We start from the raw sequence: 13,483 nt of genomic DNA, 5'->3' as shown, positions 1-13,483 counted from the left end.
CCGGCCGGTAACAACGCGGCGGCGGGACGGGGGGTTCCCGGTCCCGTCTCGGACTCCGGGCGGAGACCGATACCCTCCTGACGGATCAGGCGCGCCGCGCCGGGGGCCGGGAAGATGAACCCTATGCGGCGATCTGGGGGTACGGAGGCCATTCTGCAACGCGATCTGACCGGACGCCGCCTCGCCGCGGCGACCGCCGTGCAAGTCCTGATCATGGGCGTGGTGATCGGGGCCTACGAGCTGGGCCGCCATTTCGCCGACGGCCGTCCGAGCGACGCGTTCGCGCACGCCCGCCGGCTGTGGGACCTGGAGCGCACGCTCCACCTCCCGGACGAGGCGGCGTTCCAGAAGTGGGCGCTCGGCTGGGACGGCTGGGTGCGCGCCGCGAACGAGTACTACGTCCGCGTCCACTTCCCGGCGATCCTGCTGTTCATGGCCTGGATGTGGTTCCGGCACCGGGAGGGGTGGCCGCGCGTCCGCGCCGTGATCGCGATCACCGCGGCGGCGGCCCTGGCGCTGCACTTCGCCTTCCCGCTGGCGCCGCCCCGCATGCTGCCCGGCCACGGGTTCATCGACCTCATGAACGTGTACGGCCCCAGCTCCTACAGCTCCAAGCCGGGGGAGGGGATGGCCAACCAGTTCGCGGCCATGCCGTCGCTGCACGTCGGATGGGCGCTGCTGGTCGCCTGGGGCGCGATCCGCTACGGCGGGGGCCGCTGGCGCTACATCCTGGCCCTGCATCCCGTGCTCACGTTCAGCATCGTGGTCGTCACGGCCAATCACTACTGGACGGACGGGATCGTCGGCTGCGCGATCGTCGTCCTCACGCTGTGGGCGACGTCCAGGATCCCGGCGCTGGCGGACCGGCCGCCCGAGCGGGCGGGAGTGTCGCCGCGGCGAGATAGTGTCGGAGCGTGACCAGCAGGGCGGAACCGGGCGAGCCGGAGGGGCTCTTCGACGATCCGTCGGCCGAGGCCGGGGGCCGTTCCGCGGAGCGTGACCGCGGCGCGTCCGCGGCGTCCGCGGCGCCGCTGACGGCGGCGGAGGCCGGGCGGCAGCCGCTCGCGGTGCGGATGCGGCCCCGCGCGCTGGACGAGGTCGTCGGCCAGGCTCACCTGCTCGGCCCCGGCACCCCGATCCGGCAGCTCGTCGACCGCGACGTCCCGATGTCGCTGGTGCTGTGGGGCCCGCCCGGCACGGGAAAGACCACGCTCGCCACGGTCGTCAGCCACGTCACCTCCCGCCGGTTCGTGGAGATCTCCGCGGTCAGCGACGGGGTGAAGCGGGTCCGCGCGGAGATCGACCTCGCCCGCCGCGAGCTCGGCATGACCGGGCGGCAGACCGTCCTGTTCGTCGACGAGGTGCACCGCTTCAACAAGGCCCAGCAGGATGCGCTGCTCCCGGCCGTGGAGAACCGGTGGGTGTCGTTCATCGGCGCCACCACCGAGAACCCGTTCTTCTCCGTGATCAGCCCGCTGCTGTCGCGGTCGCTGCTGCTCACCCTGGAGCCGCTCGGCGAGGACGACCTGCGCGAGGTGATCCGCCGCGCCCTCGCCGACGAGCGCGGCCTCGGCGGGACGGTCGGCCTCGACCCCGCCGCCGAGGACCACCTGATCCGGCTCGCCGGCGGCGACGCCCGCCGCACCCTCACCTACCTGGAGGCCGCCGCCCTCGTCGTCGACGACGGCGCGGTGATCGACGCGGATGTGCTGGAGAAGGCCGTCGACCGGGCCGCCGTCCGCTACGACCGCGAGGGCGACCAGCACTACGACGTCATCAGCGCGTTCATCAAGAGCATCCGCGGCAGCGACGTCGACGCGGCGCTGCACTACCTCGCCCGCATGATCGAGGCGGGGGAGGACCCGCGGTTCATCGCGCGGCGCCTCATCGTGCACGCCAGCGAGGACGTCGGCATGGCCGACCCGACGGCTCTGCAGACGGCCGTCGCGGCGGCGCAGGCGGTGGAGTTCGTCGGGCTGCCCGAGGCCCGCATCAACCTCGCCCAGGCGGTGATCCACCTGGCGCTGGCGCCGAAGTCCAACGCGGTGATCATGGCGGTGGACGGGGCGCTCGGCGACGTCCGCAAGGGCCTGGCCGGGCCCGTCCCCGGCCACCTGCGGGACGCGCACTACAAGGGCGCCGCGAAGATCGGGCACGGGAAGGGCTACAAGTACGCCCACGACCATCCCGGCGGGGTCGTCCGGCAGCAGTACGCGCCCGACTCGGTGGACGGCCGCGAGTACTACCGGCCGACGCGGCACGGCGCCGAGTCCCGCTTCACCGAGGTCCTCGCGCGGATCCGCTCGGTGCTGCGCGGCGAACCCGGACGGTGAGCCCGGCCGATGAAGATCGATCTTCCCGGCGCCGTGCTCCCGGCATCGGCGGCGCGGGCCCGCTACTCTGCCGGGAACGGCCCCGGGCGCGGTCCCGGCGCGCCGGCCGCCGGGCCGGTGCCCGCCGCCGCCCGGCCGTGACCGGCGCCCACGGCGCGCGTCCGGGCCGGTAAGGTCTGTCAGGCCAGCGCCCGGCCCGGGCCGGAACCACAGCGAAACGGAAGCCCTCATGCTCACTGGTGGACAGCTAGCAGGTCTCATCGTGGCCGTGTTCTGGGCTGTGCTCGTCGCGTTCGTCGCACTGACGCTGCTGCGGCTCGCCCGGCTGCTCGGCGAGGCCAGCAAGCTCGTGCGCGACCTCGGCGACCAGGCGGCCCCGCTGCTGGACGACATGACGACGACGGTGAAGCGCGCCAACGAGCAGCTCGGCCGCACCGACGTCATCACCAAGCAGGTCGCGGGCGTCACGCAGAACGTCTCGGCCGTCACCACCGTGATGACCTCGGTGGTGGGCGGGCCGCTGGTGAAGGCGGCCGCGTTCTCCTACGGGGTGCGCAAGGCCCTGAGCAACCGCGACGGGGAGGGGCGGTCCGCCGCGTCCGGCCGCCCGCAGCTCCCGGCCCGCTCCTCGGGGAAGGGGCGCAAGTGAAGCGGCTGTTCTGGCTGTCGGTCGGCGCGGGCGCGGGCGTCTACGCCACGCACCGCGTCAAGCGCCGGGTCGAGCGGTTCGCGCGCACCTGGTCCCCGGAGGGGGTCGCGGCGCGGGCGGTGTCGACCGGGCAGTCCGCGAGCGAGCGGTTGAGGCTTTTCGCGGCGGACGTGCGTACCGGGATGCAGGCCCGCGAGGAGGAGCTGCGCGAGGCCGTCCGGATGGACCAGGCTCCGCCCGAGACCCCGGGGCCCCGGCCCCGCCGGGTGCTGCGGGCGCGTTACACGATCATCGACGACGAGAAGGATGGCCACTGATCATGGAGTCGGCAGAGGTGGCGCGCCGCTTCCTGAAGTTCTTCGAGGAGCGCGGGCACACGGTGGTGCCCTCCGCCAGCCTGGTCGCCGAGGACCCGACCCTGCTGCTGGTGAACGCCGGCATGGTCCCGTTCAAGCCGTACTTCCTCGGCCAGCGCACCCCGCCGTCGCAGCGGATGACCAGCGCGCAGAAGTGCGTGCGGACGCCCGACATCGACGAGGTCGGCAAGACCACCCGGCACGCCACGTTCTTCCAGATGCTGGGCAACTTCTCGATCGGGGACTACTTCAAGGAGCAGGCGATCCCGTTCGCCTGGGAGCTGCTGACCCGCTCCCGCGAGGACGGCGGTTTCGGCTTCCCCGAGGACAAGCTCTGGGTCACCGTCTTCCACGACGACGACGAGGCCCGCGACCTGTGGCACAACAAGGTCGGCGTCCCCCTCGACCGCATCCAGAAGCGCGGCATGGAGGACAACTTCTGGTCGATGGGCGTCCCCGGGCCCTGCGGCCCCTGCTCGGAGATCTACTACGACCGGGGCCCGGAGTACGGGCGCGAGGGCGGCCCGGTCGCCGACGAGGACCGCTACCTCGAGGTGTGGAACCTCGTCTTCATGCAGTTCGAGCGGGGCCCCGGGAACAGCAAGACCGACTTTCCGATCCTCGGCGACCTGCCCGCCAAGAACATCGACACCGGCATGGGCCTGGAGCGCATGGCGGCGGTCCTGCAGGGCGTCGACAACATCTACGAGACCGACACCCTGTGGCGGGTCCTGGACCGGGCCGCGAACCTGACCGGCACCTCCTACGGGCGCGAGCACCGCGCGGACGTGTCGCTGCGGGTCATCGCCGACCACGTCCGCAGCGGGACGATGATGGTCGCCGACGGCATCCGCCCCGGCAACGAGGGCCGCGGCTACGTGCTGCGCCGCATCCTGCGCCGCTCGATCCGGAACCTGCGGCTGCTCGGCGGCCAGGAGGCCGGGCTGATGCACGAGCTGACCTCCGTCGCGATCTCCGCGATGGGCGAGCAGTACCCGGAGCTGATCCGCACCGCCGCCAACATCCACACGGTCATCGACGCGGAGGAGGAGTCCTTCCTCCAGACGCTGCGCACCGGCACCGCGATCTTCGACACCGCGGTGGAGGAGACCCGGCGGTCGGGCGGGAAGACCCTGGCCGGCGACCAGGCGTTCAAGCTGCACGACACCTACGGCTTCCCGATCGACCTGACCCTCGAGATGGCCTCCGAGGCCGGTCTCCAGGTCGACGAGGACGGCTTCCGCCGGCTGATGAAGGAGCAGCGGGACCGCGCCAAGCAGGACGCCCGCGACAAGAAGACCGGCAACCTCGACGTCTCGGTCCTCGACGAGCTGCTCACCGGCGCCGGCGGCAAGGTCGACTTCATCGGCTACCACGACGTCGCCGGCGACGCCCGGCTCGTCGGGCTGCTGGTCAACGGCGCGAACGCGCCCGCGGCGGGCGAGGGCACCGAGGTCGAGGTCGTCCTCGACCGCACCCCGTTCTACGCCGAGGGCGGCGGCCAGCTCGCCGACCAGGGCGTCATCCGGCTCGGCAACGGCGCGGTCATCGACGTCCACGACGTGCAGTCGCCGCTGGCCGGGCTGATCGTGCACCGCGGCCGGGTCCGCAGCGGCGAGGCGCAGGCGGGCGACTCCGCGCACGCCGAGATCGACCTGACCCGGCGCGCCGCGATCTCCCGTTCGCACACCGCGACCCACCTCGTGCACGCCGGGTTCCGCCGGGCGCTCGGCGAGTCCGCCGCGCAGGCCGGCTCGGAGAACTCGCCCGGCCGGTTCCGGTTCGACTTCACCGCCTCCGGCGCCGTCCCGGCGAGCGTGCTGCGCGACGTCGAGGACGAGGTCAACGAGGTCCTGATCGGCGACCTGGACGTGCGGGCGTTCCACACCTCCATCGACGAGGCCCGCGCGATGGGCGCGCTGGCGCTGTTCGGCGAGAAGTACGGCGACGAGGTCCGCGTCGTGGAGGTGGGCGACTACTCCCGCGAGCTGTGCGGCGGCACGCACGTCGCCCGGTCCGGCCAGCTGGGCCTGGTGAAGGTGCTGGGCGAGTCGTCCATCGGCGCGGGTGTGCGCCGCGTCGAGGCGCTCGTCGGCATCGACGCGTTCCGGTTCCTGGCGCGCGAGAGCGTGCTGGTCGCGCAGCTCGCCGAGCAGATGAAGGCGCGCAAGGAGGAGCTGCCCGAGCGCATCTCCGGCGTCGTCGGCCGCCTCCGCGAGGCGGAGAAGGAGCTGGAGAAGCTGCGCTCCCAGCAGATCCTCGCGGCCGCCGGGGCCCTCGCCGACGGGGCGAAGGACGTGAACGGCACCGCGTTCGTGGGGCACCGCGCCCCCGACGGCACCGGCGCCGACGACCTGCGCAAGCTCGCCGTCGACGTGCGGGGCCGGCTGCAGGCGCGGCCCGCCGTGGTGATGGTGACGGGCGTCCCGAAGGACCGTCCCGTCGTGGTCGTCGCGGTCACGCCGGGCGCGCGCGAGCGCGGCCTGAAGGCCGGCGCGCTCGTCGGCCTGGCCGCCAAGGCGCTCGGCGGCGGAGGCGGCGGCAAGGACGACCTCGCGCAGGGCGGCGGCGCGAACCCCGCCGCGATCGACGACGCGCTCGCCGCGGTCGAACGAGCCGTAGGGGCCGCGTGAGCCCCGCGGGCGGGTTAAGGGGCGGCGCGTCATGAGGTTCGTGACCGACGCGGCGCCCCCCGCAGGGCGTCCCGCACCGCGGAGCGGAGCGGGACGATGAGGCAGGGCGTGCGGCTCGGGGTGGACGTGGGAAGCGTCCGGGTGGGCGTTGCCCGGTGCGATCCCGGCGGGATCCTCGCGTCCCCCCTGGAGACCGTGAAGAGCGGCAGGGGCGACATCGACCGGCTGGTCGAGCTCGTCGCCGAGCACGAGGCGATCGAGGTGGTCGTCGGGCTGCCGACGTCGCTGTCGGGCCGGGAGGGCCCGGCGGCGCAGTCGGCGCGCAAGTTCGCCGCGCGGCTGGCGGACCGCCTTCCCCCGGAGGCGGTCCGGCTGTACGACGAGCGGCTCACCACCGTCACGGCCGAGAGCGGGCTGCGGGCGGGGGGAGTGCGCGGTCAGGCCCGCCGCAAGGTCGTCGATCAGGCCGCGGCCGCGGTCCTGCTTCAAGCGGCCCTGGACGGGGAACGGTTGACCGGGCGCCCCCCAGGCGAGATCGTCCGGGGGAGCTCATGAACGATTTGGACCTTTTCTCCGATCCGTACGGTGATCCGTACGAGGAGGGGCAGCCGCAGGAGCCGCCGAGCAGGCGGGACCAGCGGCGCGCCCGCAAGCGGCAGAAGCGCCGCCGCCGCAGCGGCCGCGCGGCGTTCCTGTTCGCGCTGGCGTTCATCGTCGCGGTGTTCGGCACCGCGGGCGTGTTCGGCGTCGCGATCCTGGACAACCGGCTGCATCCGCCGGACTACTCCGGTTCCGGCACCGGCAATGTCACGGTCCAGGTGAAGGACGGCGCGAGCGGCGCGGTGATCGCGGCGACGCTGCAGGAGCACCGCGTCGTCAAGAGCACCCGCGCGTTCGTGAAGGTCTACAACGCCGAGACGCGCGCCTCCAGCATCCAGCCGGGCTTCTACCAGATGCGGCTCCAGATGTCGTCGAAGGCGGCGATGGCGCTGCTGCTGGACCCGAAGTCGCGGGCCGGGAACCAGATCTCCATCCCGGAGGGCAAGCGCGCCATCGAGGTCTTCCAGCTGCTGTCGAAGAAGACCGGCATCCCCGTCCGGGACTTCCAGGCCGTCGCGAAGAACACCAGCGGCCTCGGGCTGCCCTCGTACGCGGGCGGGAACCTGGAGGGCTTCCTGTACCCGGGCCGTTACGACCTCGACCCGAACGGGTCGGCGCGGAAGATCGTCCAGCAGATGGTCGACGCGTTCAACAAGGAGGCGAGCAGCTCCGACCTGGAGGGCAAGGCGAAGGAGGCGGGCCTCAGCCCGCTGAAGGTGCTGACGCTGGCCAGCCTCGCGCAGGCGGAGGGCGGCAAGCCGAGCGACCTGCCGAAGATCTCCCGGGTCATCTACAACCGGGTGAAGGCCGGGATGGCGCTGCAGTTCGACACGACCGTCCTGTACGCGCTGAACAAGCGCACGCTGGACGTGCGGAACCGGGACCTCCAGGTCGATTCGCCGTACAACACCTACAAGCACAAGGGCCTGCCGCCCGGGCCGATCTGCAACCCCGGCCCGGACGCGATCGAGGCCGCGCTGTCGCCCGCGTCCGGGGACTGGCTGTACTTCGTGGCCACCGACCCCACCCACAAGGTCACGAAGTTCGCCACCACCGACGCGGAGCGCCAGAAGCTGGAGCAGGAGTTCCGCGAGTGGCAGAAGAAGCACCCGAACGGCTGACGCGTGACGGATCGGAGCGGGCAGGTGGGTGAGGTGCGGCGCGCCGCCGTGCTGGGATCGCCGATCGCGCATTCGCTGTCGCCGGTGCTGCACCGGGCGGCGTACGCGGCGATGGGCCTGGACGGCTGGCGCTACGACGCCGTCGAGTGCGGCGAGGACGGCCTCGCCCGGCTGCTGGACGGCCTCGGCCCCGAGTGGGCGGGCCTGTCGCTGACGATGCCGCTGAAGCGGGTCGCGCTGAAGCTCGCCGACTCGGTGTCGGACCTGGCGGAACGGGTCGGCGGCGCCAACACGCTCGTCTTCCGCGACGGCCGCCGGCACGCCGAGAACACCGACGTGTACGGCATCGTCACCGCACTCGGTGAGGCGGGCCTCGGCTCGCCCGGGCCCGCGGTGGTGCTCGGCGGCGGTGCGACGGCCGCGTCGGCGCTGGCCGCGCTCGCCGAGTTGGGCCTGGACGCGGCGGTCCTCGCGGTCCGCGACCCGGGCCGGGCGTCGGAGGCGGCCGAGGTCGGCGAGCGCTGCGGGCTGGCCGTGCGGGTCGTCACCCTCGACCGGTTCGCCGACCACCTGCCCGCCGGGCTGGTCGTGTCGACCCTGCCGGGACGGGCCGCCGACGCCTTCGCCGGGCCGGTCGCGGCGTCCGGCGCCGCGCTGTTCGACGTGGTGTACGCACCGTGGCCGACGGCGCTCGCCGCGGCCGTGGAGCGCGCGGGCGGCACGGTCGTCGGCGGCTTCGCGATGCTGCTGCACCAGGCCGTCCGGCAGGTCGAGCTGATGACCGGCCGCGACGACGTCCCCGTGGCGGCGATGCGCGGCGCCGGCGAGGCGGAGCTGGCCCGCCGCGCCGCCACCACCAGCGGCTAGGGGGCCGCCGGCGGCGGGCCGCGCGGCGTCCGCCGCCGCTTCAGCGACTCGTCCACGCCGGCCAGCACGATCGGCACGATCACGCTCAGCCAGAAGTCGCGCCACCCCCACGCGCCGAGCGTGACGCCGAACGCGCTGGACAGGCAGACGAACCCGAGCACCAGCGCCGACCAGTGCCGCCGCACCAGCGCCACCGGGTCGACGAGCCGGCGGTGCGGCAGCAGCGCCGCCACCGGCCGCTCGCGCGCGTGGGCGCGCTGCACGACCGTCGCGTCCGGGAACCAGTGCAGCACGTCCGCGCTCCCGGCGAGCGGGACGCGGGTGAGCGCGATCAGCGTCTCCAGCCGCCACCACAGCGTCCACAGCGAGGTGCGGCCGCCGCCCGGCGGGCCGTTGAGGCGCGGGTCGGCGGCCTCGCCGCGCACCAGCGTCCGGAACGCGCGGGCGATCGTCGGCCCGTGCGGGCCCCGCGGGTCCCGCAGCAGCGCGGTCAGCGCGATCGGCAGGCCGTAGTGCCACAGGGCGAGCCGCCACACCGGCCGGGAGCCGAGCCCGTGCGGGGACACCTCGTAGGTCTCGATCCAGGTGTGGTCGTCGTCGGGGTCGAGGTGGGCGAGCAGCCAGTCGTGGGCGTCCAGGAGCCGCTCGGTCCGCAGGCCCGGCCGCGCCTCGGCGAGGGTCACCAGGACGAACGCGGTGTGCGTCACGGTCGGCGCGGCCGCCGGCACCGGTCCCCACGCGGGCCGGTGCGCCGTCCGGTCGGCGGTCAGCCACTCCACGCCCCGGTCCACCGCGGGGTCGTACGGGTTGAGCTGGGCGAGCGCGCGCAGCGCCAGGCACGTCTGCCACACGCGGGACGCGCAGCCGTACAGCGAGCCCCAGCCGCCGTCGGGGTTCTGGTTGCGCAGCAGCCACCGGTAGGCGCGCCGCAGGTCCGGGGCGTCTTCGCGCAGGTCGCAGCGGGCGCGGGCGAGGAACCGCGCGATCCATCCGGTCGCCTCGACCACGGGCATGCCGAGGCTGGTCCGGGTCGCCCAGCCGCCGTCGCGCAGCGCGTCGGCGGACACCGCCTGCCGTTCGGCGAGGAAGGCCAGGCCCTCGTCGAAGTGCTCGAACGGGCGGCCCGCCTCCACGAACGCGAGCAGCCCGAGCGCCGTCGCGGTGGTGCCGGGCTCGGGCCGGGCCAGCTCGTGGTACCAGCCGCCGCCGCTGCCGGACGCGGGCGCGTAGGTGTCGCGCAGGACGTCCAGGGACTCGTTGAGCCGGGCTTCGAGCACCGCCATGTCGATGGCGGGGGCGGCGGGGGCGCCGGAGGGCGCGGCGGCGGACGGGCCGGCGCGGGGCGCCGGTGCGGGGGGCTGTGGGGTCTGGTTCACGGTGCTGCCTTCTATCCCCATATGTGCCCATTTGGCCATGTTTTGTACCCCGCGGGTCCCGGGTCTGTGGCCGCGCCCGCACAGATCGCCGGCGCGGCGCGGCGGGCACGCTGGAAGCGACCGCCCGTGCGTCCCCGTGTGCTGGAGGAGGCGTTGGCCGAGCCATCGGTGCAGGACGAGCCCGGCCCCGAGTGCGTGCTGTGCCCGCCCCTCCGGTTCCGGATCAACGCCATGGCCGGGCTGCCGGGCGAGCCGTCCGTCCTCGCCCGGGACCGCGACTTCCTGCTGATGCCGGACGTCGCGCCGCTCGCCGACGGGCACCTCCTCCTCGTCACGCGCGAGCACCGCCAGTGCGCGGGCGACTTCGACGAACGGCTGTGGGCCGGGGCCCTGCGCTGGCGCGACCGCGTCGCCCTCCTCTACCGGCACGCCTACGGGACCGGTGAGCTGCTGCTCTTCGAGCACGGGCCCGCGCTGCCGCAGGGCGGCGGCGCCTGCATCGACCACGCGCACTGGCACTTCCTTCCGGGGACGCCGGGCGTCCGCGACGTGGTCGAGCGGCGGGGCCTGCCGGGCGCCACCGCCGGGCACGCGGCGGTCCGCGCCCGCTTCCGCACCGGACGCTCCTACTTGCTCATCGAGGAGCGGGGGACGGCGACCGTCCATCCGGGCGACGGGGTACGCGGCCAGTTCCTGCGCTGGGCCGTCATCACAGCCCTCGAAAGCGGGAGTGTGCTCGGGACGGCCGGGACGTGGCGCTGGCAGGAGATGTTCGGCCTCCCCGAAAGCCGCCGGCGGTTCCTGCGGACCCTGCGGACGCTGCGCCGCGCGGCTGCCGCCCTCGACGACCCGTCCCTACACGATCACCGTGACGACAGCCATTGGTGAAGCTCCCACGCCGCCAGGCGGTCACCGAACCCGGCACGCGCGTCCCCGTCCCGGTACCCGGTCTCGTACTCCATCAGCAGCAGTTCCCGCTGGTAGGCCAGCACCCGCTCCAGCTGGGTCGGGCCGAAGCGCAGCAGCCACAGCGGAGTCCCCGGGACCAGGTCGTCCAGCGCGCGCGCCAGCGCCCGCACCTCGTCCGCCCCGGCGGGCACCTCCCGGCCGAGCAGCCGCGCCAGCGTCGGCACCTCCGCGATCACCAGATCCACGGCCGACAGCAGCGGCAGCACGTCCGCCGCCGGAAGCCGCGCGTCGATGTCGTGCGGGACCAAATCGAACGCCACCGCCGTCCCCGCCTCGCGCGCCGTGTCCGCCGCCGCCCGCAGCGCCGCCCGCGAGACCGGCGACAGCAGCGAATATCCGTCCAGGAACAGCACGTCCGCCCGGCCGATCGCGCGCGCCGCCGAGCGGACCTCCGACTCGGTGAGCCGGCGGCCCGGCGCGTCCTGGTCGGCCACCAGCAGCCGCACCCCCGGCCCGCCGCCCGCCGGCCCGTCGCGCAGCATCACCGTCACCCCGTTCGGCGCGCCCGGCTCGACCCGCAGCCGGTCCCGGGCGCCGATCCGGCGCAGCTCCCGCCGGATCACCGGCGTGAACCCGTCGTCCCCGATCTTCGCCAGCACGCTCACCCGGCGGAAGCGGGCCACCGCGCACCGGGCCAGGTTCACCGCCGTCCCCGCGACCAGCGCGCGCGCCGGCGCGTAACAGAGCCGGTCGGCGGTCAGCTCCCCGAACCGGACGCCGTCCAGAGCCGCCCGCACCTCGATCCGCACGTCGCCGATCACGAACAGGGAGAAGCGGCGCCGGCCCGTCGCGTCGAGGCCGGGCCCGCAGGCAGGGGAGGCGCCCCCGCTCCAGCGCCCGTCCGCGTCCATCCCGCGGTCAGCGGGCGAGCGGCAGGAACGCCCGCACCACCGGGCGCAGGCTCGGGATCAGCGGGTAGGAGCACACCGCGTCCAGCGGCACCCAGGCGCATCCGTCCAGATGGTCGCTCTCGTCCTGGTTGCCGAACGCGACGTCGAGCGTCAGCGGGCGGCAGTGCCGCGCCGCCGCGACCACCCGGATCCGCCCGCCCCGCACGTCCGGGGACCGGTCGTCCATGAACCACTGCCACAGGTGGAACGGCGGCCCCGGGTCGATCTTCAGGCCGACCTCCTCCCACACCTCCCGCCGGATGTGGTCGTCGAGGTCCAGGTCGCCGCCGACGTCCAGCCGGCCGCCGGGCACCTCCCAGCGGCCGGGGTGGAAGGGGTCGGACGCCGCCTTGCGCACCATCAGCAGCCGGCCGCCGGCCGTGATGAACGCCTTCTGCGCGAACTGCAGGCGGACCGGCGGCGAGGCGGTGAGGGGGCCGGGGGAACCGGTCTCGACTGAGGGCATCTCGGGAATACCTCTCTGACGCCGGCCCCACCGGGCCGTCCTGGCACCACGGTAACAACGCGGGCGTCCGGTGCCAGGCGCCCGCCGAGCCAGATGACCCTCACCTTCACGTGGGAAAAGGCGGCCGGACGGCGATCGGCGACCGGTCCGCGCGCGCGAAGCGACCGGCGCCCGGGAATGCGGCACCGCCCCGCCGGGTTACTACGGACGGCGTACTCCGCGGTGCACGCGGAACCTGCGGGGCGCGCACGCGCCCCGCAGGTGGTAGTGTTGGTGGCCGACCGGCCCTGTGCACGCGACCGATGAGGTCGTGCGCGCCGGGCGCTCAAGCGGAGGCCACCTCCCACCTGACCGGCTGTGAGGCCGGTGGGTATCGGTCCGGTGAACGGGCGCGGCGCGCTCGTCTCGCCGTCGTCCCCGGACGGTTCCGCCGTCCAGGGCGACCGAAGGTGGCCCCGCACGTGAGTCGTGCGGGGCTTTTCGCGTGAGAGCCTCGGGGTACGACCGGTCCCAGAACTTGAGAACGGCCCCAAGGAGGTCCCATCAGCGCCGAACCGCGTATCAACGACCGCATTCGCGTGCCCGAGGTCCGGCTCGTCGGCCCGAACGGCGAACAGGTGGGCATCGTGCCCATCGCCAAGGCCCTTGAACTCGCGCGTGAGTCGGACCTCGACCTGGTCGAGGTGGCGCCCACCGCGCGCCCGCCCGTCGCCAAGCTCATGGACTACGGCAAGTTCAAGTACGAGTCCGCGATGAAGGCGCGTGAGGCGCGGAAGAACCAGGCGCACACGATCATCAAGGAGATCAAGCTCCGCCCGAAGATCGACCCGCACGACTACGAGACCAAGAAGGGTCACGTGGTGCGGTTCCTGAAGGCCGGGGACAAGGTGAAGGTCACGATCATGTTCCGTGGTCGTGAGCAGTCCCGCCCGGAGCTTGGTTTCCGGCTGCTGCAGCGGCTGGCCGACGACGTCGAGGAGCTCGGCTTCGTCGAGTCGCGGCCCAAGCAGGACGGCCGAAACATGATCATGGTGCTCGGTCCGCACAAGAAGAAGGCGGAGGCCAAGGCGGAGCGCGCCGCGAGCCGCGAGCAGGACGCGGCGACCGGCCCGGCCTGACCCACCGCCCGACCGCGCGAGCGAGCCGACCAGCGCGGACAGCACGTCGATCGCGGCGATCACCGACGCCGCGGTCAGCATCAGCGCCGCGAGCGTGCCGATCCG

General features: G+C 74.0%; 13 protein-coding genes. 10 read left to right on the top strand and 3 right to left on the bottom strand.

Translation table 11 applies throughout. The features are described 5' to 3' along the window. The first annotated feature begins 123 nt into the window (after nucleotides 1-123). The 8 genes from F9B16_RS08530 (at nucleotide 124) to F9B16_RS08495 (ending at nucleotide 8,559) form a co-directional block, all read left to right on the top strand. Nucleotides 124-918: a phosphatase PAP2 family protein gene (locus tag F9B16_RS08530; RefSeq protein ID WP_192808670.1), complete on the top strand. Its 795-nt coding sequence runs from the start codon at nucleotides 124-126 to the stop codon at nucleotides 916-918. Nucleotides 919-1,073: 155 nt separating this feature from the next. Further along, nucleotides 1,074-2,333 (top strand): replication-associated recombination protein A, encoded by a 1,260-nt coding sequence (locus tag F9B16_RS08525; RefSeq protein WP_225991479.1) that lies wholly within the window; start codon nucleotides 1,074-1,076, stop codon nucleotides 2,331-2,333. 229 nt (nucleotides 2,334-2,562) lie between these two features. Next, nucleotides 2,563-2,982 (top strand): DUF948 domain-containing protein, encoded by a 420-nt coding sequence (locus F9B16_RS08520; RefSeq protein ID WP_151539446.1) that lies wholly within the window; start codon nucleotides 2,563-2,565, stop codon nucleotides 2,980-2,982. Then, nucleotides 2,979-3,299, top strand: coding sequence for a DUF6167 family protein (locus F9B16_RS08515; protein ID WP_151539445.1), 321 nt, complete (start codon nucleotides 2,979-2,981; stop codon nucleotides 3,297-3,299). The genes F9B16_RS08520 and F9B16_RS08515 overlap by 4 nt, the downstream gene beginning before the upstream one ends. 2 nt (nucleotides 3,300-3,301) lie before the next feature. Further along, nucleotides 3,302-5,971, top strand: coding sequence for an alanine--tRNA ligase (gene alaS, locus F9B16_RS08510; protein ID WP_151539444.1), 2,670 nt, complete (start codon nucleotides 3,302-3,304; stop codon nucleotides 5,969-5,971). A gap of 96 nt (nucleotides 5,972-6,067) precedes the next feature. Continuing rightward, the gene (gene ruvX / locus F9B16_RS08505) at nucleotides 6,068-6,526 is read left to right on the top strand and encodes a Holliday junction resolvase RuvX (protein ID WP_151539443.1); all 459 of its coding nucleotides are present in this window, start codon (nucleotides 6,068-6,070) and stop codon (nucleotides 6,524-6,526) included. After that, on the top strand, nucleotides 6,523-7,692 hold the full coding sequence (gene mltG / locus F9B16_RS08500; protein WP_151539442.1) for an endolytic transglycosylase MltG: 1,170 nt from the start codon (nucleotides 6,523-6,525) through the stop codon (nucleotides 7,690-7,692). Before ruvX ends, mltG begins: the two co-directional genes overlap by 4 nt. 24 nt (nucleotides 7,693-7,716) lie before the next feature. Next, entirely contained in the window at nucleotides 7,717-8,559 is an 843-nt protein-coding gene (locus tag F9B16_RS08495) for a shikimate dehydrogenase (protein WP_225991467.1), read from the top strand. On the opposite strand, the gene F9B16_RS08490 is transcribed toward F9B16_RS08495, so the two are convergent. Continuing rightward, nucleotides 8,556-9,935 (bottom strand): prenyltransferase/squalene oxidase repeat-containing protein, encoded by a 1,380-nt coding sequence (locus tag F9B16_RS08490; RefSeq protein WP_151539441.1) that lies wholly within the window; start codon nucleotides 9,933-9,935, stop codon nucleotides 8,556-8,558. The two genes, F9B16_RS08495 and F9B16_RS08490, sit on opposite strands and share 4 nt — an antisense overlap. A 153-nt stretch (nucleotides 9,936-10,088) precedes the next feature. On the opposite strand from F9B16_RS08490, the gene F9B16_RS08485 reads away from it, so the two are divergent. Next, complete coding sequence (locus F9B16_RS08485; RefSeq protein ID WP_151539440.1) at nucleotides 10,089-10,823, top strand: HIT family protein; 735 nt, start codon at nucleotides 10,089-10,091, stop codon at nucleotides 10,821-10,823. On the opposite strand, the gene F9B16_RS08480 is transcribed toward F9B16_RS08485, so the two are convergent. Together F9B16_RS08480 and F9B16_RS08475 are read right to left on the bottom strand one after the other, a co-directional pair. Beyond that, nucleotides 10,799-11,755: a PfkB family carbohydrate kinase gene (locus F9B16_RS08480; protein ID WP_151539439.1), complete on the bottom strand. Its 957-nt coding sequence runs from the start codon at nucleotides 11,753-11,755 to the stop codon at nucleotides 10,799-10,801. The two genes, F9B16_RS08485 and F9B16_RS08480, sit on opposite strands and share 25 nt — an antisense overlap. A 7-nt stretch (nucleotides 11,756-11,762) precedes the next feature. Beyond that, the gene (locus tag F9B16_RS08475) at nucleotides 11,763-12,260 is read right to left on the bottom strand and encodes an NUDIX domain-containing protein (RefSeq protein ID WP_151539438.1); all 498 of its coding nucleotides are present in this window, start codon (nucleotides 12,258-12,260) and stop codon (nucleotides 11,763-11,765) included. 542 nt (nucleotides 12,261-12,802) lie between these two features. On the opposite strand from F9B16_RS08475, the gene infC reads away from it, so the two are divergent. Then, nucleotides 12,803-13,378, top strand: coding sequence for a translation initiation factor IF-3 (gene infC, locus F9B16_RS08470; RefSeq protein ID WP_151539437.1), 576 nt, complete (start codon nucleotides 12,803-12,805; stop codon nucleotides 13,376-13,378). Nucleotides 13,379-13,483 lie beyond the last annotated feature (105 nt).

It is taken from the genome of Actinomadura montaniterrae (assembly GCF_008923365.1).
GTDB lineage: Bacteria > Actinomycetota > Actinomycetes > Streptosporangiales > Streptosporangiaceae > Spirillospora > Spirillospora montaniterrae.
This window is presented reverse-complemented; position numbering and strand designations above follow the sequence as displayed.

Coding starts and splice junctions, on each gene's coding strand:
- F9B16_RS08530 (WP_192808670.1), top strand. CDS start 124: ATGCGGCGATCTGGGGGTACGGAGGCCATTCTGCAACGCGATCTGACC.
- F9B16_RS08480 (WP_151539439.1), bottom strand. CDS start 11,755: ATGGACGCGGACGGGCGCTGGAGCGGGGGCGCCTCCCCTGCCTGCGGG.
- alaS (WP_151539444.1), top strand. CDS start 3,302: ATGGAGTCGGCAGAGGTGGCGCGCCGCTTCCTGAAGTTCTTCGAGGAG.
- F9B16_RS08475 (WP_151539438.1), bottom strand. CDS start 12,260: ATGCCCTCAGTCGAGACCGGTTCCCCCGGCCCCCTCACCGCCTCGCCG.
- ruvX (WP_151539443.1), top strand. CDS start 6,068: ATGAGGCAGGGCGTGCGGCTCGGGGTGGACGTGGGAAGCGTCCGGGTG.
- F9B16_RS08525 (WP_225991479.1), top strand. CDS start 1,074: ATGCGGCCCCGCGCGCTGGACGAGGTCGTCGGCCAGGCTCACCTGCTC.
- mltG (WP_151539442.1), top strand. CDS start 6,523: ATGAACGATTTGGACCTTTTCTCCGATCCGTACGGTGATCCGTACGAG.
- F9B16_RS08520 (WP_151539446.1), top strand. CDS start 2,563: ATGCTCACTGGTGGACAGCTAGCAGGTCTCATCGTGGCCGTGTTCTGG.